At 66.5% G+C, this 23,198-nt stretch carries 21 protein-coding genes and 1 tRNA gene; 15 read left to right on the top strand and 7 right to left on the bottom strand.

Translation table 11 applies throughout. The annotated features are described in order from the left end of the window. The first annotated feature begins 197 nt into the window (after positions 1-197). Positions 198-1,328: a lytic transglycosylase domain-containing protein gene (locus AB4083_RS18900; protein WP_441609949.1), complete on the top strand. Its 1,131-nt coding sequence runs from the start codon at positions 198-200 to the stop codon at positions 1,326-1,328. 3 nt (positions 1,329-1,331) lie between these two features. Here AB4083_RS18900 and AB4083_RS18905 read toward each other — a convergent pair whose 3' ends face one another. After that, positions 1,332-2,519: a S1C family serine protease gene (locus AB4083_RS18905; RefSeq protein WP_441609951.1), complete on the bottom strand. Its 1,188-nt coding sequence runs from the start codon at positions 2,517-2,519 to the stop codon at positions 1,332-1,334. 193 nt (positions 2,520-2,712) lie between these two features. Between AB4083_RS18905 and petA the strand changes: the two genes are divergently transcribed. The 5 genes from petA to AB4083_RS18930 all read left to right on the top strand — a co-directional run bounded on the left by petA (position 2,713) and on the right by AB4083_RS18930 (position 6,544). After that, positions 2,713-3,318, top strand: coding sequence for a ubiquinol-cytochrome c reductase iron-sulfur subunit (gene petA, locus AB4083_RS18910; protein ID WP_441609953.1), 606 nt, complete (start codon positions 2,713-2,715; stop codon positions 3,316-3,318). Beyond that, positions 3,318-4,625, top strand: coding sequence for a cytochrome b (locus tag AB4083_RS18915; RefSeq protein WP_441609955.1), 1,308 nt, complete (start codon positions 3,318-3,320; stop codon positions 4,623-4,625). The genes petA and AB4083_RS18915 overlap by 1 nt, the downstream gene beginning before the upstream one ends. 13 nt (positions 4,626-4,638) lie before the next feature. Then, complete coding sequence (locus AB4083_RS18920; RefSeq protein ID WP_441609957.1) at positions 4,639-5,373, top strand: cytochrome c1; 735 nt, start codon at positions 4,639-4,641, stop codon at positions 5,371-5,373. A 71-nt stretch (positions 5,374-5,444) separates the two neighbouring features. Then, positions 5,445-6,068 (top strand): glutathione S-transferase N-terminal domain-containing protein, encoded by a 624-nt coding sequence (locus AB4083_RS18925; protein WP_441609959.1) that lies wholly within the window; start codon positions 5,445-5,447, stop codon positions 6,066-6,068. A 53-nt stretch (positions 6,069-6,121) separates the two neighbouring features. After that, positions 6,122-6,544: a ClpXP protease specificity-enhancing factor gene (locus tag AB4083_RS18930; RefSeq protein WP_441609961.1), complete on the top strand. Its 423-nt coding sequence runs from the start codon at positions 6,122-6,124 to the stop codon at positions 6,542-6,544. A gap of 28 nt (positions 6,545-6,572) precedes the next feature. Here AB4083_RS18930 and AB4083_RS18935 read toward each other — a convergent pair whose 3' ends face one another. The 4 genes from AB4083_RS18935 to AB4083_RS18950 all read right to left on the bottom strand — a co-directional run bounded on the left by AB4083_RS18935 (position 6,573) and on the right by AB4083_RS18950 (position 10,699). Continuing rightward, positions 6,573-6,965, bottom strand: coding sequence for a DUF3301 domain-containing protein (locus AB4083_RS18935; protein WP_441609963.1), 393 nt, complete (start codon positions 6,963-6,965; stop codon positions 6,573-6,575). A gap of 103 nt (positions 6,966-7,068) precedes the next feature. Continuing rightward, a complete protein-coding gene (nadC, locus tag AB4083_RS18940) occupies positions 7,069-7,926 on the bottom strand; it encodes a carboxylating nicotinate-nucleotide diphosphorylase (protein WP_441609965.1) in 858 nt (285 codons plus the stop codon). Positions 7,927-7,993: 67 nt separating this feature from the next. After that, positions 7,994-10,273, bottom strand: coding sequence for a DUF1631 domain-containing protein (locus tag AB4083_RS18945; protein WP_441609967.1), 2,280 nt, complete (start codon positions 10,271-10,273; stop codon positions 7,994-7,996). Between the two features lie 153 nt (positions 10,274-10,426). Continuing rightward, positions 10,427-10,699, bottom strand: a complete 273-nt coding sequence (locus tag AB4083_RS18950; protein ID WP_441609969.1) for a Trm112 family protein — start codon at positions 10,697-10,699, stop codon at positions 10,427-10,429. A 61-nt stretch (positions 10,700-10,760) separates the two neighbouring features. Between AB4083_RS18950 and purE the strand changes: the two genes are divergently transcribed. Together purE and AB4083_RS18960 are read left to right on the top strand one after the other, a co-directional pair. Continuing rightward, positions 10,761-11,264, top strand: coding sequence for a 5-(carboxyamino)imidazole ribonucleotide mutase (gene purE, locus AB4083_RS18955; protein WP_441609971.1), 504 nt, complete (start codon positions 10,761-10,763; stop codon positions 11,262-11,264). After that, positions 11,261-12,415, top strand: coding sequence for a 5-(carboxyamino)imidazole ribonucleotide synthase (locus AB4083_RS18960; protein WP_441609972.1), 1,155 nt, complete (start codon positions 11,261-11,263; stop codon positions 12,413-12,415). The genes purE and AB4083_RS18960 overlap by 4 nt, the downstream gene beginning before the upstream one ends. 90 nt (positions 12,416-12,505) lie before the next feature. On the opposite strand, the gene sodB is transcribed toward AB4083_RS18960, so the two are convergent. Further along, the gene (gene sodB / locus AB4083_RS18965) at positions 12,506-13,084 is read right to left on the bottom strand and encodes a superoxide dismutase [Fe] (protein ID WP_441609974.1); all 579 of its coding nucleotides are present in this window, start codon (positions 13,082-13,084) and stop codon (positions 12,506-12,508) included. A 116-nt stretch (positions 13,085-13,200) separates the two neighbouring features. Here sodB and grxD point away from each other — a divergent pair, with 116 nt between their 5' ends. The 7 genes from grxD to AB4083_RS19000 all read left to right on the top strand — a co-directional run bounded on the left by grxD (position 13,201) and on the right by AB4083_RS19000 (position 22,271). After that, positions 13,201-13,527 (top strand): Grx4 family monothiol glutaredoxin, encoded by a 327-nt coding sequence (gene grxD / locus AB4083_RS18970; protein ID WP_441609976.1) that lies wholly within the window; start codon positions 13,201-13,203, stop codon positions 13,525-13,527. Next, complete coding sequence (locus AB4083_RS18975) at positions 13,524-14,291, top strand: SDR family NAD(P)-dependent oxidoreductase (protein WP_441609978.1); 768 nt, start codon at positions 13,524-13,526, stop codon at positions 14,289-14,291. Before grxD ends, AB4083_RS18975 begins: the two co-directional genes overlap by 4 nt. A gap of 47 nt (positions 14,292-14,338) precedes the next feature. Then, positions 14,339-14,938, top strand: coding sequence for a YhgN family NAAT transporter (locus AB4083_RS18980; RefSeq protein ID WP_441609980.1), 600 nt, complete (start codon positions 14,339-14,341; stop codon positions 14,936-14,938). A 117-nt stretch (positions 14,939-15,055) separates the two neighbouring features. Next, positions 15,056-16,768, top strand: coding sequence for a GNAT family N-acyltransferase (locus AB4083_RS18985; protein ID WP_441609982.1), 1,713 nt, complete (start codon positions 15,056-15,058; stop codon positions 16,766-16,768). A gap of 432 nt (positions 16,769-17,200) precedes the next feature. After that, complete coding sequence (locus AB4083_RS18990; RefSeq protein ID WP_441609984.1) at positions 17,201-20,551, top strand: TonB-dependent receptor; 3,351 nt, start codon at positions 17,201-17,203, stop codon at positions 20,549-20,551. A 156-nt stretch (positions 20,552-20,707) separates the two neighbouring features. After that, on the top strand, positions 20,708-22,108 hold the full coding sequence (ppnN, locus tag AB4083_RS18995) for a nucleotide 5'-monophosphate nucleosidase PpnN (RefSeq protein ID WP_441609986.1): 1,401 nt from the start codon (positions 20,708-20,710) through the stop codon (positions 22,106-22,108). A gap of 86 nt (positions 22,109-22,194) precedes the next feature. Continuing rightward, positions 22,195-22,271: transfer RNA gene (locus AB4083_RS19000), tRNA-Asn, on the top strand. 68 nt (positions 22,272-22,339) lie between these two features. Here the strand turns inward: AB4083_RS19000 and AB4083_RS19005 are convergent. After that, positions 22,340-22,960, bottom strand: coding sequence for a hypothetical protein (locus tag AB4083_RS19005; protein WP_441609988.1), 621 nt, complete (start codon positions 22,958-22,960; stop codon positions 22,340-22,342). Positions 22,961-23,198: the final 238 nt, after the last annotated feature.

The raw sequence follows: 23,198 nt of genomic DNA on the forward strand, positions 1-23,198 counted from the left end.
GAACCCTCATCCGCCTGCCGGCACCTTCCTCGCTCCTCAAAGCCGGGCACATCCCTGTGCCCTCCCCGCGTGCTCCCGGAGGGAGAAGGGTTCGCTTTAGGGGATTGAGGGACAGCCGGGCGCCACTGTTTGGCGCGGCGCACGAAACCGTAAGCCGGCGCTTGGCTTGGGTTCTGCCCAGGGGCACACTGCGCGCCATGTCTGACGCCGAGCGACAAGGGGAAAGCTTCGGCTCGTCTTCGCGGGCTTTCCGTACCGGCCTGGCCTTGTGCCGGGCCGCAACCGCGTGCGCGCTGCTGAGCGGGCTGCTGTGGCTGGCGCCGGCGCAGGCGGGGTCGCTGTATCGCTGCACGGGCTCGTCGGGCGAGACGGTCTACAGCAACAGCGTGCAGGGTTATCAGGGTTGCCAGAAGATCGCGACTGTGGCCGACACGGTGCCGCGCGCCGCGAAGCCGAAGGCCAAGGCCGTGTCGCCGGCCGCGCCGGTCAGCTCGCTGGCCTGGGTGCAGGGCAGGGTGCAGACCTCGGCGCAGGCCTTGCCGGAGCCGTCCCTGGTCGGCGTGCATGGCGACGTGGCCACCACCGGCCGTGCCTTGCCGCCGCCGCCCGCGGCACCGGCAGGCAAGCCGGGGCAGTGGAGTTACAGCGAGGCGAAGGCCGGCAGCGAGACCGTCGCCGCCGCCGCGCCCCCGGCGCCCGCGCCGGAAAGCGACCGCGTGCTGCGCGGCGCGGTGTACCGCGTGACGCGTCCGGACGGGACGGTCGAATACACCAATATGAAACCGGCAGGTCCCGGCACGCATGCCGTGACCATGCTGTTCACCTATATCTCCACCTGCGTCGCCTGCAACCTGCATTCGACGATCCGCTGGAACAGCGTGGAGCTCAACCTCACCGCCTATGCGGACACCATCCGCCTGGCCAGCAGCGAGTTCGGCCTGGACGAGGCCTTCCTGCGCGCGATCATCCACGCCGAAAGCGCGTACAACCCGCGCGCGCTGTCGCTCAAGGGTGCGCAGGGCCTGATGCAGCTGATGCCGGCCACGGCCAACGACATGGGTGTGCGCGATGCGTTCGATGCGGACCAGAACATCCGCGGCGGCGCGCGCTATCTCGCCTTGTTGCTGAAGAACTTCAACGGCGACGAGCGCCTTGCGGCGGCGGCATATAACGCCGGCCCCGGTGCGGTGCAGCGCTACAGCGGCGTGCCGCCGTATGCGGAAACGCAGGTCTACGTCGAGCGCGTGGGCACGCTGCGCAAGCGCTATGGCGCGGTGGTGCGCACGCCGGTGGCCTCGGCGCAGGACGCGCGGCCCGGGCGCGGCTGAGGCTCAGCTGTCGAGCGAGGCGGTCGGCGTCAGCGGCGGCCGCTGCGCCAGCGTGACCTCGGCATGGAATGGCGTGCCGTTGCGCAGTCCCGACACCTCGACCTTGCTGCCCGGCTGCAGCGCGGCCTCGCGCCGGCGCAGGTCGGCCGCATCGACGATGTCGTCCTTGCCGATGCGCAGCAGGATGTCGTGCGGCTGGATGCCGGCCTGCGCGGCGGGGCCGCCGGGATAGACGTCGCTCACCTGTGCGCCGCGCGCGGCGGCGGGCAGGCCGCTGTCGGCAGCGACCGGGACGAAGGTGTAGTCGACGCCGAGCCAGCCGCGCACCACGTGGCCGCTGTCGATGATCTGCTCCAGCACCTTGCGCGCGCTGCTGGCCGGAATGGCGAAGCTGATGCCTTCGGCATTGGCCGCCTTGCCGATCAGCAGCGTATTGATGCCGACCAGCTCGCCGTCGGTGTTGACCAGTGCGCCGCCGGAGTTGCCGAGGTTGATCGCCGCGTCGGTCTGGATGAAGTCTTCCGGACTGGAGCTGCTGAGCTGGCGGCCGATCGCGCTGATGATGCCCATGGTCACGGTCTGGTTGAGGCCGAGAGGATTGCCGATGGCCAGCACCACGTCGCCGGTGCGCGCGGGATGCTCGTCGGCGAACGGAATGACTGGTGGGCTCGACACGTCGATCTTCAGCACCGCCAGGTCGGTTTCCGCGTCGGCGCCGATCAGCTGCGCCTTGGCCACGCGGCCGTCGTAGAGCAGCACCTGGATGTCGTCGGCCTTGGCGATCACATGGTTGTTGGTCAGCACGTAGCCCTGGTTGCTGACGATCACGCCCGAGCCCAGGCTCTGCTCGCGCCGCTTGTAGATGGCGGGGCGGCCGCCGAACAGGCGCTGCAGCACCGGGTCGGAATACATCTGCACGCCTTGCTCGGTGACCATCTTGTTTGCGTAGATATTGACCACCGAGGGCGCGGCCCTGGCCACGGCGTCGGCATAGGAGACCGGCCCGCGCGAACGCCCGCGAATGGTCGGGGCCGACGCCCCCGAGCTTGGCGCCTGCCCGCTGTGCAGGCCCACGCCGGCGCGCAGCCGGTCGCCCACGCCGGGCCATGCCAGGCTGATCACGAAGGCGACCGCCAGCCCCAGGACGACGAATCGGGCAATGAAGGCTAGCGTGCCGACGGCTTGTTTCATGCGGGAGGAGGGCCTTGGCGAAACGCTGGACGGTGGGCTGGAGGACGGGCTGGATCATGCGCGCGAACAGGCGCCCGGATCGACGCGGATGCCACACCGGTTTTATTGTACGTGGCAGGGGCTGACGCTACACTAACGCGATTTTTGCGGCCCCCAAAGTCGCACCTCAATGGCATTAGTACCGGAGAGCCTGATGGCGAACGAAGTCGTCGATCATGGCCGCCGACGGTTCCTCACTGCGACCACGGCTGTGGTTGGTGGTGTTGGAGTCATCGCGGCAGCCGTGCCCTTCATCAAGTCGTGGGAACCGAGCGCGCGCGCCAAATCCGCCGGTGCCCCGGTCACGGTCGACATCAGCAAGATCGAGGCGGGCCAGAAGGTCACCTACCCGTGGCGCGGGCTTCCGGTCTTCGTGGTCAATCGCACCAAGGAGCAGCTGGATGCCCTGCCGGCGCAGGACAGCCGCCTGGTGGACGCCAAGTCCGACGGCAGCTCGGCCGAGCAGCAGCCCAAGTACGCGCAGAACGGCACCCGTTCGATCAAGGCGGAATGGCTGGTGATGGTGGCGCTGTGCACCCACCTGGGCTGCGTGCCGGATTTCGTGCCGGTGATGAAGCCCGAGCCGTTCGATCCGCAGTGGAAGGGCGGCTTCTACTGCCCCTGCCACAAGTCGCGCTACGACCTGGCCGGCCGCGTCTACGCGGGCGTGCCTGCGCCGAAGAACATGCTGATTCCCCCGTACCACTTCGTGGATGACACGCACATCCAGATCGGCGTGGACCCGAAGGAGGCCGGCTGATGGCTACTGTGTTCTCGCGCATCGGCGATTGGGTCAATGAGCGCGCGCCGAACCTGGCGCCGACCTATCGCAAGCACATGACCGAGTACTACGCGCCGAAGAATTTCAATCTTTGGTACTACTTCGGTTCGCTCGCTCTGCTGGTGCTGGTCAACCAGATCGTCACCGGCATCTTCCTCACCATGAACTACAAGACCAGCGCGGCGGAAGCGTTCGCCTCGGTCGAGTACATCATGCGCGACGTGGAATGGGGCTGGCTGATCCGCTACATGCACTCCACGGGCGCCTCGCTGTTCTTCGTGGTGGTGTTCCTGCACATGTTCCGCGGTCTGCTGTACGGCTCGTACCAGAAGCCGCGCGAGCTGGTGTGGCTGCTGGGCATGCTGATCTTCCTGGTGCTGATGGCCGAGGCCTTCATGGGCTACGTGCTGCCGTGGGGCAACATGTCGTTCTGGGGCGCCAAGGTGATCATCTCGCTGTTCGGCACCATCCCCGTGGTCGGCAACTCCCTGGTGGAGTGGATCATGGGCGACTACCTGCCGGCCGATGCCACGCTCAACCGCTTCTTCGCGCTGCACGTGATCGCGCTGCCGCTGGTGCTGCTGCTGCTGGTGGTGCTGCACCTGGCCGCGCTGCACGAGGTGGGTTCGAACAACCCGGACGGCGTCGACATCAAGCACGGCCCGAAGGGCAACCGCTGGGATGCGAACAAGCCGGCCGACGGCATTCCCTTCCATCCGTACTACACGGTGAAGGACCTGGTCGGCGTGGGCTTCTTCCTGCTGATCGCGGCCTTCATCATCTTCTTCGCGCCGACCTTCGGCGGCTGGTTCCTCGAGCACGACAACTTCGTGCCGGCGAACAACCTGGTGACGCCGACCCACATCAAGCCGGTGTGGTACTTCACGCCCTTCTACGCGATCCTGCGCATGATCCCGTCGTTCTTCAGCACCGCCATCTGGGGTGTGCTGGGCATGTTCGGCGCGATCGTGCTGCTGTTCCTGATGCCGTGGATCGATGCCGGCAAGGTGCGCTCGATCCGCTATCGCGGCACCGGCTTCAAGGTGGCGCTGGGCCTGTTCGTGCTGTCCTTCATCGCGCTGGGCGCGGTGGGCGCGGGCGTGGTGGCCGAGCTGATCCCGGCCTGGTTCGGCAGCCATACCGACGTGACGTTCTGGGAGAACTCGTTCGGCCGCCTGTGGACCCTGGTCTACTTCGGCTATTTCGTGTTCATGTGGGTCTACACGCGCGGTGGCCGTGAGAAGACCAAGCCGGTCCCGGAGCGAGTGGTGTATGACCATGACTAAGCGGCAATCCCTGATGAAGCGCACTCTCTCGTCGATCGCCCTTGCCGCCGGCCTCCTGCTCGGCAGCAGTTCGGCCATGGCCTCGGAAGAGGGCGGGCTGCCCTCCGCCGGCACCAACGTGCACGACCAGGCGGCGCTGCAGCGCGGCGCCAAGCTGTTCTTCAACTACTGCGTCGGCTGCCACTCGCTGAAGTTCGTGCGTTACTCGCGCATCGCCGAGGACCTGGGCCTCAGCGAGCAGGATGTGATGGGCAACCTCAACATGACCGGCGCGAGGTTCGGCGATGCCGTGATCTCGCACATGCCCGAGGATTCCGCCGCGACCTTCTTCGGCAAGGCGCCGCCGGATCTCTCGCTGGAAGTGCGCGCCAAGGGCGCCGACTGGGTGTACGGCTACCTCAATTCCTTCTACCTGGACCCGACCCGTCCGGTGGGCTGGAACAACACGGTATTCCCGAACGCCTCGATGCCCAATCCGCTGTGGGAACTGCAGGGCCTGCAGACCGCGGTGATGCACAAGGTCGACGGTGACGACGTGGTCGAGAAGCTGGAGCTCTCGCGCCCGGGCAAGCTGAGCCCGGCCGAGTACCAGCAGGCCACGCGCGACCTCACCACCTTCCTGGAATACGCCGCGGAGCCGGCCGCCCTGCAGCGCCAGCGCTACGGCATCTGGGTGCTGTTGTTCCTGGCCGGGTTCACCCTGCTGGCGTACGCGCTGAAGAAGGAATATTGGAAGGACGTCCACTGAGACGTCGCTCCTTGGCCCAGCATGCGGCGGCCTAGGCCGCCGCATGCGCTTAGTCGATGGGGAGACCGCGCATGGTTCAAAGCGCACGTTCGCGATCCGTACTGGCCTTGTACTCGACCGCGGATGACATCCAGTGTCACCGCACCCGCCTGGTGCTGGCGGCCAAGGGTGTCAACTACGAAAGGGTGATGGTCGATCCGGGCAGGCCGCCGGAAGATCTGCTCGATCTCAACCCCTACGCCTCCACGCCCACCCTGGTCGACCGCGACATCACGCTCTACGGCACCGCGGTGATCTGCGAGTACCTGGACGAGCGTTATCCCCATCCGCCGCTGATGCCGATCGATCCGCTGTCCCGCGCGCGCCTGCGCCTGGCTTCCTTGCGCATCGAGCTGGACTGGCTGCCCGAAGTGGACACCATCCGCGCCGGCGGCCGTCCCGCCGACACTGCACGCAAGCGCTTGCGCGAACACCTGCTGGCCTCGCTGCCGCTGTTCAAGGCGGCGAAGTTTTTCCTCAATCCGGAAATGAGCCTGGCCGACTGCCTGGTGGCCACGGTGGTGTGGCGATTGCCCTGGCTGGGCGTGGAGCTGGGACGCGAAGGCAAGCCGATCCTGGACTACGGTGAGCGCCTATTCCATAGCCCTGGCTTTGCGCGCAGTATGACGCCCGAAGAAAAGGCCATGCGGCCCTGAAGACGAATGAAGAGCAGTAACGATCGATGAGCAGTAACGATCCACATGTACCGATGAGTTCCAATCGCCCGTACTTGTTGCGGGCGATCTACGATTGGATCACCGACAACAACCTTACCCCGTACATCCTGGTCGACGCCGCACGCGAAGGCGTGCGCGTGCCGCCGCAGGTGGTGAAGAACGGGCAGGTGGTATTGAACCTGGCGATGCGCGCCGTCGCCAACCTGGACCTCGGCAACGAGTGGATCAGTTTCCAGGCGCGCTTCTCCGGCGTCAGCCATTCCATCCTGATCCCGGTGCACTCCGTGCTGGCGCTGTATGCGCAGGAAAACGGGCAGGGCATGATGTTTCCGGCCGACGAGGGCGGCGACCCGCCGACGCCGGAACCGCCGTCGGACGACACGCCGCCACCGGATACACCGGAAACCGACGACAAGCCCCGCAAGGGCGCGCCGTTCCTGCGCGTGGTGAAGTGAGCCGCCGGCGGCATTCGCCGCCGCGCGGTCAATGCAGCCTGGGATCCCCTGACTTCCTGCCGTCCAGGCGCGGACGCAGGGGGACGACGTTGTTCGTGTCCGATGCCTCGTCGTCACGCTCGGGAATGCGTGTCTCGATGGTCGGCAGGCTGACGCCGGTCAGCCGGCCAAGCGCGAACCACAGGCGCGCGGGTTCGCGATCGTCGCCGTCGATGCTTACTTCAAAGGCGTAACAGCGTTCGAGCACGCGCATGCCGTTGAGCCGGCGCAGGCGGACGCTGCGCAGGCCAACGGTTTCGTCCAGCAATTGCAGCCCGTGGCGCTCGCATTGCCGGCGCGCTTCGGCGGTGGCCAGCTCGCGCAGGCGGCTGAGTTTCAGCCACGAGATGATGAGGCTGGCCAGGAGCAGCAGCAGGAACATGTCGTTGAATCGGCCCATGCACGGCAGTGTGTGGTCGGCCGGGGCGGCCTGCAAGGTCCGCCGCGACGGAAAGCGTGGCGCTGGTGCGCCACGCCTGGCGGACTCAGTCCAGCTGCAAGCGCAGCGACAGGTCCACGGCGCGCACGTGCTTGGTCAGTGCGCCCACCGAAATGAAATCCACGCCGGTTTCCGCATAGCTGCGGATGGTGCCGAGGTCGACGTTGCCGGAGATCTCCAGCGGCACGCGGCCGGCGGCGATGGCCACGGCTTCGCGCATCAGCGGCGGGGTGAAGTTGTCGATCAAGATGCGGTCGACGCCGGCATCGATCGCCTGCTGCAATTCGTCGAGGTTCTCCACTTCCACCTCGAGCAGCAAGGTCGGATGCAGCCGCCGCGCCGCGGCCACCGCCTGGGCGATGCCGCCGGCCGCGATGATGTGGTTTTCCTTGACCAGGATCGCGTCGTACAAACCTACGCGATGGTTATGGCCGCCGCCGCAGCGCACCGCGTACTTCTGCGCGATGCGCAGGCCGGGCACGGTCTTGCGGGTATCCAGCACGCGCACCGAGGTGCCGGCCACGGCTTGCACGTAAGTCGCGGTGGCGGTGGCGGTGGCGGACAGCAGCTGCAGGAAGTTGAGCGCCGAACGCTCCGCGCTCACCAGGGCGCGCGCCTTGCCTTCGAGCCGGCAGATCACCGAGCCCGGCGCCACGCGGGTGCCGTCGCTCGCCTGCCAGTCGATGCGCACGGCGGGGTCGAGGCGTCGGAAGCAGGCGTCGAACCAGGCCGTGCCGGCGATCACCGCGTCCTCGCGGCAGGTCAGCGTGGCTTTCGCGTTCGCGTCGGCGGGCAGCAGTTCGGCGGTGGCGTCGCCGCTGCCGATATCTTCGGCGAAGGCGCGTTCGACATCCGCCAGCACGACGGCGGCCGGCGGCGGAGCAAGCAGGTTCGATGAGGTCATGCCGATGCCATCAGCCCGATGTGATCGGGCGGATGTTATCAGGTCGGGGTGGAGCCGATCGATTCGATCAGGGCGCGCCGGTGGCCGGCTGGCTCAGGCGGCCGACGATGGCATCCAGCGCGCGGTCGAACAGCGCCGTCGATTCCAGCACGCGCGCACGGCCGGCGATGATCTCGCGCGCCAGCTCGTACGGCGCGTAATCGCCGACCTTCAGGCCACGCCGGTTCACGAACAGGTAGCGGCCGCTCATCGGGCTGACCCACGAGAGCTTGGCGCGCTCGATGGTGTCGCCCTCGGTGGCGAACTCCAGCCAGATACCGGGCTTCAGCTCGTGCACCATGCGCAGTTCCGGCGTGTCTTCTTCCGCCTCGGGCACCACCTCGTCGACGTGCAGCGCCGCTTCGGTCTCGGTGATCGGCTGGATGTTGTCCGGGATCGGCAGCGCCGCGGACTCCTCGGCGGCCTGCACCTCGGCGACCGGGATCGATTCGCCGAGCTGATGGCGGTAATAGGTGTGCAGCTGGGCCAGCAGGCGCTCGATATCGCTTTCCTGGAACGCGACGTTGGCCAGGCCGCGGCGCAGCGAACGCTCGATGCCGGGCAGCATCTGGCGCAGGGTGCGGCGTTCTTCGATCGAACGCGCGGTGCGCGTGCTGGCGATGAAGTCGTTGACGAAGCGCAGCGAGTCGCGGAACTCCGAGGATTCCTCGCCCTGGCGCAGGATCGTCAGCACCATGTAGTTGGCCCAGGCGCGCGACAGGATGCCGTGGATCAGCGGCGGCAGCGCGTGGTCGCCGATCCGCGTGAGGATTTCCTTGGCGGCGCGGCGGCGCGCCTGCTCCAGCTTCTCGCGGCCGCGGGTGGACTCGGCCACGCGCTGCTCGGCCAGTTCGGAGCGGCGCCGGCTCTGGTCCTGGAAATCCTGCAGGTCGAGATTGAGGCGGTCGAAGATGGTCAGGTCGTCGTCGAATTCCTGCAGCAGGGCATCGACGATGACCTTGACCTTGTCGTGCAGGCGGTGGTCGCGGTCGGACTCGGGCGACCAGCCCTTGGCGACGTCCGCCAGGCTGTCCAGCAGGCGGCGGGCCGGATGCTGGCGATGGGCGAACAGGCGGCGGTCGAGGATCGCGGCCTTGAGATACGGAATCTGCAGGCGCGCCAGCAGCACCTGCATCTCGGCGGGCAGGTTGCGGTCCTCGAGGATGAACTCGAACAGCATGCCGACGAGGTCGATGGTGTCCTCGTCCATGGTCGCGACCTGGCCGGGACGTTCGCCGCGCAGCGAGCCGATCTGGGTGAGCAGCTGTTCCTTGAGGTGGGCGACTTCCTGCATCACCGCCGCGGTGGACACGCCGCCGCGCAGCGGCAGCGGGCTGCCGACGGTGGCGGCCTGGCTCTGCAGCACGCTGAGCGCGCCGATCAGTTCGTTGACCGTGGGCACCTGCAGCGGGCCGCCGACCGGCAGGTTCTCCGGCATGCCGCCGCGGCGCGCGCTGAACAGCGTGCGCAGGGTCTGCAGCAATTCGCTGGAGGCGCCGTCGTCGCCCATCGGCACGTCGCCGATCTGCGCGGCGCCCTGCGCGGCCGCGGCGGCAGATGGTGATGGCGCGGCCGAAGCCGAGCCGCTGCGCTGCACTTCATGGCGCAGCTGCGGCAGCACGCCGGCGCTGACCAGCTCGGTGTTGATTTCCTGGTAGAGCTCGTCGAGCGCGGCCAGTACGTAGCGGTCGAACAGCTTGAAGATGATCAGCTTGACGCGCATCTCCGCCGACAGCTCGCGCATCGACTGGCGGAACGCCTGGGTCAGCGAGGCCGGGGCGACCGGGTTGTTGGCGTCCTCGACGCGGATGCCGCCGTAGATGACCGACAGGCGCTGGTTCACCGCGTACAGGTCGCGGGTCAGGCGGGTCTCGTTCTTGCCGATCATGCTGGTGATCGCGAGCGATTCTTCCAGCTCGTTGTCGGCGACCAGGGTCAGCTCGACCGAGCCGATCGGCAGCGGCACGCCGCTGCCGCCACCGGGCGTGGTGCTGGCGCGCTGCTGCGAGGCGAAGTCGGCGATGCCGCGGGTGACCGCGGCCAGGAACGCCCGCTCCACCGCGGGACGGCGCTTGCGCACTTCGCGCATGCCGTCGAAGTAGTGCATCTGGGCGGCGTTGTTCTCGGCTTTCTCGGCCAGGTCGAACAGGGCGTCGTCGACGTGTTCGAACATGCCGTTGGCCAGCAGCTGCAGGCGGCGCGAGGCGATGTCGCGCACGGTGTTCAGCAGGGCGCCACCGCGCTCGCTGGAAGGGTCCAGGCGCTGGCTAAGACTGACGATGTTGGATGGTTCACTGGCGTTGGTCATCGCCACACCCCTGTGTGATGTGCTGCCGTCGTTCCCAGGCGGCTACGCCGACCGCATGACCGAAGACGATACGCGAAAGATCCCTGTCATGTCATGCTCAGGTTCGCATCTGGGGACATTCCTATCCATCCCCAACCCACCATTCGGCCGAGCTCAGGCCGCCGCCGGGAAATCCCGCAGCTGGGTGGTGCCGATACCCTCTTCGGGCAGCATCACCGGGATGCCCTCGTCGATGCGGTAGACGACCTTGCGATCGACCGTGATCAGGCCTTCCTGCAGGGAGGCCTCGACCCGGGCACCGGCCACGTTGTCGACCTGGCCCTGGGCGATGGCGGCGTTGAGGGCGTCCAGCTCGTTCTTGCCGAGCGGCCGCACCGCGGTCTTGCTGACCGGACAGCAGAGGATGTCGAGCAGGCGCTTGTCCATGAAGGAGTCGTGTGGTGACGCGGAAAGGTCCGTACAATAGCCCCTTTTGGACGGCCGGACCATGACTTCGACAGGCAAGGCGCCGCGGGTGGGCGTAGTGATGGGTTCCCGTTCCGACTGGGAAACCATGGAGCATGCGGCCAGCGTATTGACCGAGCTGGGCGTGGCCCACGAGGTGCGCGTGGTCTCGGCGCATCGCACGCCGGACCTGCTGTTCCAGTACGCCGAACAAGCCCCCGGCCGCGGCATCCAGGTGATCGTCGCCGGTGCCGGCGGCGCCGCCCACCTGCCGGGCATGCTGGCGGCCAAGACGCGGTTGCCGGTGTTCGGCGTGCCGGTGCAGTCCAAGGCCCTGAACGGCATGGATTCGCTGCTCTCCATCGCGCAGATGCCGGCTGGCATCCCGGTCGGCACCCTGGCCATCGGCCGCGCCGGCGCCACCAATGCCGGCCTGCTCGCCGCCGCCGTGCTGGCCCTGCACGATGCCGAGCTGGCGGCGGCGCTGGATGCGTTCCGCGCCCGCCAGACCCAGACCGTGCTGGACAACCCGGACCCGCGCCAGTGAGCGAGCGCCGCCAACCCGTGCTGGGCATCCTCGGCGGCGGGCAGCTCGCCCGCATGCTGGCCCTGGCGGCAGCGCCGCTGGGGGTGAAGACCCTGGTGGTCGACAGCGCGCCGGACGCCTGCGCCGCCCAGGTCGCGCCGTTGCTGGCGGCGGACTGGACCGACTACGCGGCGCTGGAGCATTTCGCCCGCCAGGTCGACGTGGTCACCTTCGATTTCGAAAACGTGCCGGCCGCGACCGCGCACTGGCTGGCCGAGCGCGTGGCGGTGTTTCCCGCTCCGCGCGCGCTGGCGGTGGCGCAGGACCGGCTGGCCGAGAAAACCTTGTTCCGCGAATGCGGGCTCGAAACGCCCGCCTTCATGGCAGTCGATACCCGCGCCGAGCTGGATCGCGCCCTGGCCACGGTCGGCGCGCCGGCGATCCTCAAGACGCGCCGTCTCGGCTACGACGGCAAGGGCCAGTTCCGCCTGCGCAGCGTGGCCGATGCCGACGCCGCCTGGGCGGCGCTGGGCGCACAAGCGGCGGCGCACGGGTTGATCCTGGAAGCCTTCGTGCCGTTCGAGCGCGAGCTGTCGGTGGTGGCGGTGCGTGGCCGCGATGGCGATTTCCGCACCTGGCCGCTGACCCAGAACTGGCACACCGACGGCGTGCTGTCGCTGAGCCTCGCGCCGGCGCCGGCCGTCGACGGGCTGCAGGAGCGCGCCACCGCGCTGGCCCGCACCCTGGCCGAGCGGCTGGCCTACGTGGGCGTGTTCGCGCTGGAGCTGTTCGTCAAGGACGGCCAGCTGCTCGGCAACGAGATGGCGCCGCGCGTGCACAACTCCGGGCACTGGACCATCGAAGGCGCGCTGACCAGCCAGTTCGAGAATCACGTGCGCGCCGTGCTCGGCATGCCGCTGGGCGATACCTCGGCGCGCGGGCTGTCGGCGATGTTCAACTGGATCGGCGAACTGCCCGATGCTGCGCCGGTGCTGCGCGCGATCGACGGCCACTGGCACGACTACGGCAAGCAGCCGCGTCCGGGCCGCAAGGTCGGGCACGCGACGGTGTGCGCGGTGGATGCGGCGTCGATGACGCAGCGCCTGGCCGCCATCGCAGGCGCCCTGGGGCGGGAGCCGCAGGCGGCGCCTGCCGTCGAACTGCTGGGCTGAGTGCTGCCATGAAGTCGCCGCGATAAAATCCGCACCACAAAAAACGGAGCCGTCGCCGGCTCCGTTTTTTATGTGATCCCAAGGAAAGGATCAGGCCAGGTTCTTGGCCGCGAAGTCCCAGTTCACCAGGTTCCAGAACGCTTCCACGTACTTCGGGCGCGCATTGCGATAGTCGACGTAGTAGGCGTGTTCCCACACGTCGCAGGTCAGCAGCGGCTTGTCGGTGCCGGTGATCGGCGTGGCGGCGTTGGAGGTGTTGACGATGCCCAGCGAGCCGTCCGGGCGCTGCACCAGCCAGGTCCAGCCGGAACCGAAGTTGCCGACCGCCGACTTGGAGAACTCTTCCTTGAACTTGTCGAACGAGCCGAAGGCCTTGTTGATGGCGTCGGCCAGCTTGCCGCTGGGCTCGTTGCCGCCCTTGGGGCTGAGGCTGTTCCAGTAGAAGGTGTGGTTCCACACCTGCGCGGCATTGTTGAACACGCCGCCGGACGACTTCTTGATGATGTCCTCCAGCGCGGCGTTCTCGAACTCGGTGCCCTTGATCAGGTTGTTGAGATTTGTCACATAGGCCTGGTGGTGCTTGCCGTAGTGGTACTCCAGCGTCTCGGCCGAGATGTGCGGCTCGAGCGCATTCTTTTCGTAGGGCAGGGCGGGGAGTTCGAAGGCCATGGGAGGCTCCTGGGCGTTGGCTGAGGAAAGTCGGGGCAGGCGCCGCGGGACGGCGGGCCGGTGCGCGACTGATACACTACCGGTCTCGCTGCATTGTAGTGATGAATCCCCGAGCTATGGACGTTAACGAGCGAATCAAGGCTGTGCTCGCCGAGCACCCCATCGTGCTTTTCATGAAGGGCACGCCGCAGTTCCCGATGTGCGGCTTCTCCAGCCGCGCGGCGCAGGCGTTGAAGGAGGCGGGCGCGGACGTCCACTCCATCAACGTGCTCGCCGATCCGGAAGTGCGCGCCGCGCTGCCGCACTACGCCAACTGGCCGACCTTCCCGCAGCTGTTCATCCAGGGCGAGCTGATCGGCGGCTGCGACATCGTCGAAGACCTGAAGGCTTCCGGCGAACTGGCGCGCATGGTGATCGACGTCAGCGGGGCAGCGCAGGCATGAGCTTGGTCAGTCGACGTCTTCCCGCCGATTGGGTGCTGCAGCCGGGCGCCTTGGCGAATCGCGTGATCCTGGTCACCGGTGCGTATGGCGGTCTCGGCGCCGCGGTGGCGCATGCGGCTGCACGCGCGGGTGCCACGGTGGTGATCACCGGCCGGCGCCGGCGCCAGCTGGAGCAGCTTTACGACGCGATGGTCGCGGAACAGCTGCCCGAACCGGTGATCCATCCGCTCGATCTCGAAGCCGCCACGCCGAACGATTACCAGGCCGTGGCCGATGGCCTCGAACGCGACTTCGGCCGCCTCGACGGCATCGTCCACGCTGCCGCCAGTTTCGATGGCCTCACGCCGATCGCCATGCACAAGCCGGACGAATGGCTGCGCGCGCTGCACGTCAACGTGTCGGCGCCGTTCGCGCTGACCCAGGCCTGCATGCCGCTGCTTAGCGCTGCGCCGGACAGCGCGGTGGTGTTCGTGCTGGATGCTCCCGAACTGGTGCGCAAGGCGCACTGGGGCGCGTACGGCGTGTCGAAGGCCGCGACCGAGCGCTTCGTCGAGATCCTGCATCAGGAAACCGAAAACACGCCGCTGCGCACGCACGCGCTGCTGCCGGCGCCGATGCGCACCGCGCTGCGCCGCCAGGCCTATTTCGGCGAGGACACCAGCAAGCTGCCGCTGCCGGACGCCAGCGCGGAAGCGGCGGTGTACCTGCTGAGCGCGCAGGGTGCGGCGGCGCGCGGCGGCATGCTCGATCTGCGTCATGATTGAGCAGCAACGCGCGTCGTCGAGCCAGGGGGATTGAGATGGAAACGCAGATGACCACGCTGTCGGCGGCGATCTTGCTGTTCCTGATCATGGATCCGCTGGGCAATATCCCGATCTTCCTGAGCCTGCTCAAGGACGTCGCGCCCAAGCGCCGGCGCCGGGTGATGGTGCGCGAGCTGCTGATCGCGCTGGGCGTGCTGCTGGGTTTCCTGGTCGGCGGCCAGCACCTGCTGAAGCTGCTGCAGCTGCGGCAGGAATCGATCAGCATCGCCGGCGGCATCGTGCTGTTCCTGATCGGCATCCGCATGGTGTTCCCGCCGGCGGACGGCGGCGGCATCTTCGGCAAGGCCGGCGAAGGCGAACCGTTTATCGTGCCGATGGCGATCCCCGGCGTGGCCGGTCCCTCGGCGATGGCGGCGCTGCTGCTGCTGACCAGCACCCAGCCGGGGCGCACCGCCGACTGGGCAGTCGCGCTGCTCGGCGCCTGGCTGGCGACCGCGGTGATCCTGCTGTGCTCCACTTATCTGTTCCGCTGGCTCGGCGAGAGCGTGCTGACCGCGCTGGAGCGGGTGATGGGCATGCTGCTGATCGCGCTGTCGGTGCAGATGTTCCTGGGCGGGCTGGCCGCGTATCTGCATCTTGCCGTTTGAAACGATCCGGGCACTTTGCCTGGGCAAAATACCCGTGCCGATCGGCCATGCCCTGCGGGGATCACCTTGCTGTCATAATCCGCGGCGAGCATGGGCGAAGTCGTTAAGGAGACGATCATGCTAAGTGTCGAACAGACCCTCACTGAACGTCTGCCATGGCTGGCACAGCACCCTGGTCTGCTGCGTTCCGCTGCAGGGCTGCTGGGCCGCCTCGCCGACGAAAATGGATTCAATCGCGTACTCACCAGGATCGGTGAGTCGGAAGGTTTCGATTTCGTCGAAAAGGCGCTCGAAGTGCTGGGCGCGAATTACTACGTCAATCCGCGCGAGCGCGAGAACATCCCGGTCGAGGGTGGCGTGCTGGTGGTGGCCAACCATCCGTTGGGGATGGTGGACGCGATCACCCTGCTGCACCTGGTCGGCTCCGTGCGCAGCGACGTGAAAATGCTGGGCAACGACTGGCTGGCCTCGATTCCCCAGCTCAATCGCCTGCTGCTGCACGTGGACGTGTTCGGCAAGGGCGCGGCGTCGCGCATGCGCGAGATCTACCGCGCGCTGGACCGCGGCGAAGCGCTGATCGTGTTCCCGGCCGGCGAAGTGTCGCGGATGCGTCCGGACGGCGTGCGCGACGGGCGCTGGTCCGACGGCTTCGCGCGCCTGGCCATGCGCAGCAAGACGCCGGTGCTGCCGATCCACGTCGGTGCGCGCAATTCCACCATGTTCTACGGCCTTTCGATGCTGGCCAAGCCGCTCAGCACCGCGATGTTGCCGCGCGAAGCGGTGGCGCCGATCAAGCGCCGCATCGCCTTCAGCGTCGGCGCCCTGGTCGGCGCGGACGAGCTGGAACAGCGCAGCGGCGGTTCCGCCCAGCAGGCGGCCAAGCTGATGCGCCGGCATGTGTACCGGGTGGGCCGCCATCGCGGCCTGATCTTCGGCGGGCAGTCGCCGATCGCGCATCCCGAACCCACCGAGCGGGTGGTGGCCGACCTGGCCGCGCACGCCGAAAAGCTCGCCGATCTCAACGACGGCAAACAGGTGCTGCTGCTGCAGGGCGCCGCCGACAGCGCAGCGCTGCGCGAGATCGGCCGCCTGCGCGAGCTGACCTTCCGCAAGGTCGGCGAAGGCACTGGCGCGCGGCGCGACCTCGACGCCTACGATCCGCACTACGAGCACCTGGTGCTGTGGGATCCCAAGGCGCTGCGCATCGTCGGCTCGTACCGCTTCGGCCACGGCGGCCAGATCATCGCCGAGCGCGGCATGAAGGGCTTGTACACCTCCAGCCTGTTCAATTATTCGCCGGCGCTGGAATCGCGCCTGTCCCAGGGCCTGGAACTCGGCCGCAGCTTCATCGCGCCGGCGTACTGGCGTTCGCGTGCGCTGGACCAGCTGTGGCAGGGCATCGGCCTGTACCTGCAGCGCCATCCGAACCTGCGCTACATGTTCGGCCCGGTCAGCATGTCGGTGAGCCTGCCGCGCGAGGCGCGCGAATGGATCGCCGCGGCGCACCAGCATTATTTCGGCGTGACCGGCCTGGCCGCCGCGCGCCAGCCGTTCGTGATTTCGCCGGCGGTGATCGACCTGGTGCGCGCCGCGCTGGAAGGTCTCGATCCGGCCGCCGGCCTGGGCAAGCTCAAGCACCATCTGGACGCACTCGGCGTCAGCCTGCCGGTGCTGTACCGCCAGTACGTGGACCTGGTGGAGCCGGAAGGCGTGCAGTTCCTCGATTTCGGCGAAGACCCCGGTTTCTCGGGCTGCGTCGACGGCCTGGTGATGCTCGACCTGGACACTTTGAAGCCCGCGAAGCGCGCCCGTTACCTGGGTAAATCCTAGGGAAACTTCCTATGCCGCAGTCGGAAGCAGGCTGCTAGCCTGCTTAAGCTTTCGTTGGTCCGTCATGTGCCGTGGCTCGGCCGGATCCCAGGGGACGAAGGCTGGTGGTTTGAGTACCTCTATAGTCAAGTAACTGTTTTCACGTCACTTGTGTTGCGCTCCACTGCGGTGGTATGGGGCGGCGCGGAGATAAAAAGGACGTGAATCCGTTACATAAGTGTCATAGAATGCCGTTAAAGTCCGTTTAACACTTTGTTGGCAGGCGGGGCGGTCTCGCCACAAGAAAGCAGCACCAGGCGAAAGCTTCGGACAGCTACACACATTCCGGGGAAATCAATCTGCGTGGAATCACTGCCTGGCTGGAGCCGGGCATCCGTGTTTTTGGTTTCTGCTTGTCATTTTTTAAGTTGCGCGCCCAAGGGGTCAATCACAGTGAATAGCCGAATTCGTGCCAAGGTCCTGCCGTTTGCGATCGCGTCGATGCTCGCCATGTCGGTGCCGGCGATCGCCCAGGACACGTCCTCCTCCATCAGCGGCCGCGTGCTCGACGCCAATGGCCAGCCGGTCTCTGGCGCCTCCGTGCAGATCGTGCATGAGCCGTCGGGCACCACCAAGACCACCACCACCGACGCCAACGGCCGCTACGCTGCCTCCGGCCTGCGCGTGGGTGGTCCGTTCGATGTGAAGGTGAACAAGGACGGCCAGCTCACCGAGCAGGACAACGTCTATCTGCAGCTGTCGCAGGACACCGCGGTGAACCTCACCGTCGGCGCCGCCGCGGCTGCCAAGAACCTCGAGGGCGTGACGGTTTCCGCCACGGCCGGTTCGCAGCTCTTCACTTCCGAGAACAAGGGCCTGTCGACCAACGTGTCGCAGCGCCAGCTGAAGATGACCCCGGCGCCGAGCGGCAACATCGCCGACATCGCCCGCCTCGATCCGCGCGTGAACGTGGACCACGTCACCGGCGCGATCTCGGCCAACGGCCAGAACGCCCGCCTCAACAGCATCAAGGTCGACGGCCTCGGCGTGGGCGATCCCTTCGGCCTGAACGGCAGCGGCCTGCCGACCGTCGGCTCGCCGATCGCGATGGATACCATCGAGGAATACTCGATCTCCACCGCCAACTATGACGTGACGTCCGACTCGGTGGGCGCCGAGATCAATGCCGTCACCAAGAGCGGCACCAACGATTTCCACGGCTCGGTGTACTACACGTACAAGAACACCGACGACATGGTGGGCAAGGCCGGCTGGCTGCAGAAGAACCGCGACTACACCGAGTTCGACACCAACTGGAAGGCGGGTGTCACCTTCGGCGGTCCGATCATCAAGGACAAGCTGTTCTTCTTCGCCAGCTACGAAAAGGAAAAGGTCACCGGCCTGAGCTCGGGCGCCGCCAACGGCCTCGACAGCACGCTGACCGGCGGCTCCACCGGCAACAAGATCTCGCCCAGCGACCTGACCCGCATCACCAACGCGGCGACCCGCCTCGGCCTGGTGCCGGGCAGCCTCGGCGCCAACGCCGGCACCCTGGACGACAAGCGCTACCTGGTCAAGCTCGACTGGAACATCACGGACCACCACCGTGCCAGCCTCGCCTACCAGCGCACCAAGGAGTTCAAGCCGAACCCGCAGGGCAACACGACCAACTCGATCGGCCTGAGCAGCTACTGGTACAACGTCGCCACCGACAACAAGAACTACACGCTGCAGTTCTTCGACGACTGGACCGACACCTTCTCGTCCGAGACGAAGCTGTCCTACAGCGACTTCTACCTGCATCGCACGGTTTCGACCCAGCAGCCGATGGTCACGGTGCGCGCGAGCAACACCACCAGCACCTCCGCGCCGAGCGTGAATCTGGGCGAAGACCAGTTCAGCCATTACAACTCGGCCAAGGTCAAGGACCTGAGCGCGTTCTGGGCGGGCACGCTGTACCTGGGCGACCACACCGTGAAGGGTGGCTTCGACTACAGCCGCAACCGCATCTACAACCTGTTCGGCCGCACCGAATTCGGCGCCTACACCTTCAACAGCATCCCCGCGATCGAGCAGGGCCTGTACTCCGGCTACAGCCTATACCAGCCGGCGCCCGGCTACGACATCAACGGCATCGCGGCGAAGTGGGAGCTGCGCGAGCGCGACGTGTTCCTGCAGGACACCTGGCAGGTCAACAACAACCTGTCCGTGCAGTACGGCTTCCGCGTCAATCACTACATGACCGACGACAAGCCGCTGTACAACGCCACGTTCCAGCAGCGCTTCGGCTTCAGCAATGCCGGCACCGTCAATGGCAGCACCCTGGTGCAGCCGCGCTTCTCGTTCAACTACACCTTCGACACCGACCTGAAGACCCAGCTGCGCGGCGGCGTCGGCCTGTTCCAGTCCAGCCCGCCGACGGTGTGGATGACGAACCCGTACCAGAACAACGGTATCAACATCGTCACCTACCAGTACGACCGCCAGACCTCGGGTCTGTGCCGCTTCGGCAACAACAACAACGTGCCGTGCCCGGCCTTCAGCTCGAATCCGCTGCAGCAGAACACCTCCGGCGCCGGCGTCACGCCGCAGATGGCGGTGGACTCGATCGATCCGAACTTCCAGCTGCCGAGCGTGTGGAAGGCTTCGCTGGCGATCGACCGCGAGCTGCCGTGGTGGGGCGTGATCGCCACCGCGGAATATCAGCGCCTCGAGACGCGTGACGGCATCCTCTACAAGAACCTCAACATCGGTGCGCCGTCGGGCATGCTGCCGGATGGCCGCTTCACGTACTACGGCTGCATCGGCGGTGCGCAGGCGCTCGGCGGCGCTACCGGCGCCAACTGCGGCACCAACCCGAACGGCACCGTGACGGGCGGGGCCATCGTCAACAACTCGCGCATCCGTTCCGACGCCCGCTTCGCCCAGGGCGTGACCTACCTGACCAACACCAGCAAGGGCAAGGCCGAGTCGCTGACCCTGTCGCTGAGCAAGCCGTTCGCCGACAGCTGGGCCGCCAGCCTGAGCGTCACCGGCTCGCACGCCACCGAAGTGAACCCGGGCACCTCCAGCCAGGCCACCTCGAACTTCAGCAACAGCGCCTGGACCAACCCGAACGAAGACGTCGCCTCGACCTCGAACACCAACGTGCCGCTGCGCGTGAATGCTTCGGTGGCCTGGTCGCACAACTTCTTCGGCAACTACGCCACCACCGTCAGCCTGTTCTACGACGGCCACAAGGGCGTGCCGTACAGCTGGGTGTTCGGCAACGACGCCAATGGCGACTCCTACTCGCGTAGCGACCTGGTCTTCATCCCGAACCCGGGCCAGGTGATCATCGCTGCCGCCACTCCGGCCCAGGCCGCGAAGCTGGAGCAGCAGTTCTACGCCTTCATCAAGAGCGACGACTACCTGAGCGACCACCAGGGCAAGGTGGCCGGCCGCAACGCCGCCAAGTCGGCCTGGGTCAACCAGCTCGACCTGAGCTTCAGCCAGGAAGTGCCGGGTCTGTTCAAGGGCAACAAGGGCGAGATCCGCCTGGACATCTACAACGTCCTGAACCTGATGAACGACAAGTGGGGCCAGCAGAACTACGTCGGCTTCCCCTACACCCGCACGCTGGCGAACTTCGCCGGTATCGACAAGGCCACCGGCAAGTACATCTACAACCTGCCGACCGACGCGAACGGCAACTACCAGCCGAGCCCGAAGACGATCTACGACAGCTCCACCGACAACAGCGCGACCAAGGTCAACCCGGCCTCGCGTTGGTCCGCCATGCTCAGCCTGCGCTACACGTTCTAAGCCAGCGCTGGACTTTGCAGACAGCAACCGGCGCCCCTCGGGGCGCCGGTTTTTTTATGGGGGGAGGTTGACCGGCCCGGTTCCCCGGGGCCAAGCTAGCCGGCCGTCCCAGCCTGGACGGTGTGTTGCCACGGCGACGTGGCCGAAGGAGATTCGATGAACGACGTTCAGACCGGCAAGTCCGGCAAGCAGGCCACCGTCAGCGCGCGCATCTCGCCCGCCGGCGGCCTGGATATCCTGTCCCGCAACGAGGTGGTGCGCCTGCGCGACGCCAGCGGTTCGGGCATGCATGCACTGCTGCGCCGCTGCGCGCTGGCGGTGCTGACCTCGGGCAACATCAGCGACGATCCGCGCTCGATGTTCGAGCAGTTCCCCGATTTCGACATCCAGGTGCTGCAGCAGGACCGCGGCATCAAGATCGAGCTGCAGCACGCGCCGGCCCAGGCCTTCGTCGACGGGCAGATCATCCGCGGCATCAACGAGCTGCTGGTGGCGGTGGTGCGCGACATCGTCTACGTGTCGACGCAGCTGGAGCAGGGCGGTTTCGATCTGGACGACTCGGTGGGCATCACCCACGCGGTGTTCGAGATCCTGCGCAATGCGCGCATCCTCAAGCCGCAGATCGACCCGAACCTGGTGGTGTGCTGGGGCGGCCATTCGATCTCGCGCGACGAGTACGAATACACCAAGCAGGTCGGCTACCAGCTCGGCCTGCGCGGCCTGGACATCTGCACCGGTTGCGGACCGGGCGCGATGAAGGGCCCGATGAAGGGCGCCACGATTGCGCATGCCAAGCAGCGCCGCCGCGGCAACCGCTATATCGGCGTGACCGAGCCGGGCATCATCGCGGCCGAGTCGCCGAACCCGATCGTCAACAACCTGGTGATCATGCCGGACATCGAAAAGCGCCTGGAGGCCTTCGTGCGGCTCGGCCACGGCATCATCGTGTTCCCGGGCGGCGTGGGCACGGCGGAGGAAATCCTCTATCTGCTCGGCATCCTGCTGCATCCGGACAACGCCGGGATTCCGTTCCCGCTGGTGTTCACCGGCCCGCGCCAGTCGGCGGCCTACTTCGAGCAGATCGACAAGTTTCTCCGCCTCACGCTCGGCGACAGCGTGGCGCAGCACTACCAGATCATCGTCGACAATCCGGCCGCCGTGGCCCACGCGATGGTGCGCGGCATCGACAAGGTGCGCAACCACCGCCTGGACAACAAGGACGCGTTCTTCTTCAACTGGGCGCTGAGCATCCCGACGTCGTTCCAGCTCCCGTTCCGTCCCACCCACGAGGCGATGCGCGCCCTGGCGATCCATCGCGACCGTCCGCGCCACGAACTGGCGGCCGATCTGCGCCGCGCCTTCTCGGGCATCGTGGCCGGCAATGTGAAGGAAGAGGGCGTGCGCGCGATCGAGCAGCACGGTCCCTTCGACATCGACGGCGAGCACGACATCATGCGCGCGCTGGACGAACTGCTGCAGGCCTTCGTCGTGCAGCACCGCATGAAGCTGCCCGGCGGCGCGGCCTACGTGCCGTGCTATCGCGTGCTGACCCACTGAGCGCGATCTTTCCAGAATCGCCTCCGGAGCCGGGCTGTCAGACTTGACAGCCCGGACAGCTGACTTCAAACTACGCGACTCACCCCGCCCGATTAGCTCAGCCGGTTAGAGCACTTGACTGTTAATCAGGGGGTCGTTGGTTCGAGTCCAACATCGGGCGCCAATACTAACAAGGGCTTACCTCGCGGTAGGCCCTTGTTTTTATGCGTCTGTAGAAAAATGTGTAGAAAATTAGGTGTCGGAGACGGGATCAACGACCGGTCGTGAGTGGTCGTAGTGGTGCACCATCTGCATGGTGCGATGCCCGCTCGCGAGCTGCTTATCCGCCTTGTTTCCCTTGGTGTCAGTGATTGCACGATGCTTGATGGCGTGGAGCCCAAACTTCTCCTCCGATGAAAGAATGCCGATCTCAATCGCCGCGGCGATTGCTCGACGCCAAGCGCTGGACATGGTGCTTTTGCCGACGGGGCGACCCGTTTCCGCGACGACGAGATAGCGGTCCTGGGGCCGATGAGGAATCGGGAGGCGTTTGCCGGCCCATATGCCCTGGCGGCGCACTTTGAGCCAGTTCCAAGCCTCCCGCAGCTGTGACGACCAACGGGTCACATTCCCCAAGCTCCCCTTACGCCGGTCCACAATGATGCCCTCGGTGGTCTCATCGGCATCGGTGAGACTTCGCACCTCAATGCTACGCATGCGACATTCATAGGCGATCACTGCTACCGCCCACACGTAGGGAGCGAGAGAACCCTTGGTACGGGTGGGGAGGCTGCCGCGACGCTTGAACAGAGCTACCACGGCTTTCATGGTGACAAGGTCAGGCATGCGGTGGGCTCTGACTTCGTCGGGCATATCAACCCCCTGTGCTGCATTGAATTTGCACAGGCCGCGCGGCATCCCCCAAACGAACGCTGCCGATAGGTAGCGCTGTATATGAGCGGCGGGCTTGTACAGACTTTTGTGTAAACGGGATCGCTTTAAAGCTGAGGGATGCGGCCTTCGAACTGGATGGTAAAGCGGTTGAGCGCCGCCTTCCAATCATGGATTGGAAGCGTCCATTTTTTACTGATGTTGCGCAGCCCTAAGTAGA

The organism is Dyella sp. 2RAB6 (assembly GCF_052115385.1).
Taxonomy (GTDB): domain Bacteria; phylum Pseudomonadota; class Gammaproteobacteria; order Xanthomonadales; family Rhodanobacteraceae; genus Dyella_D.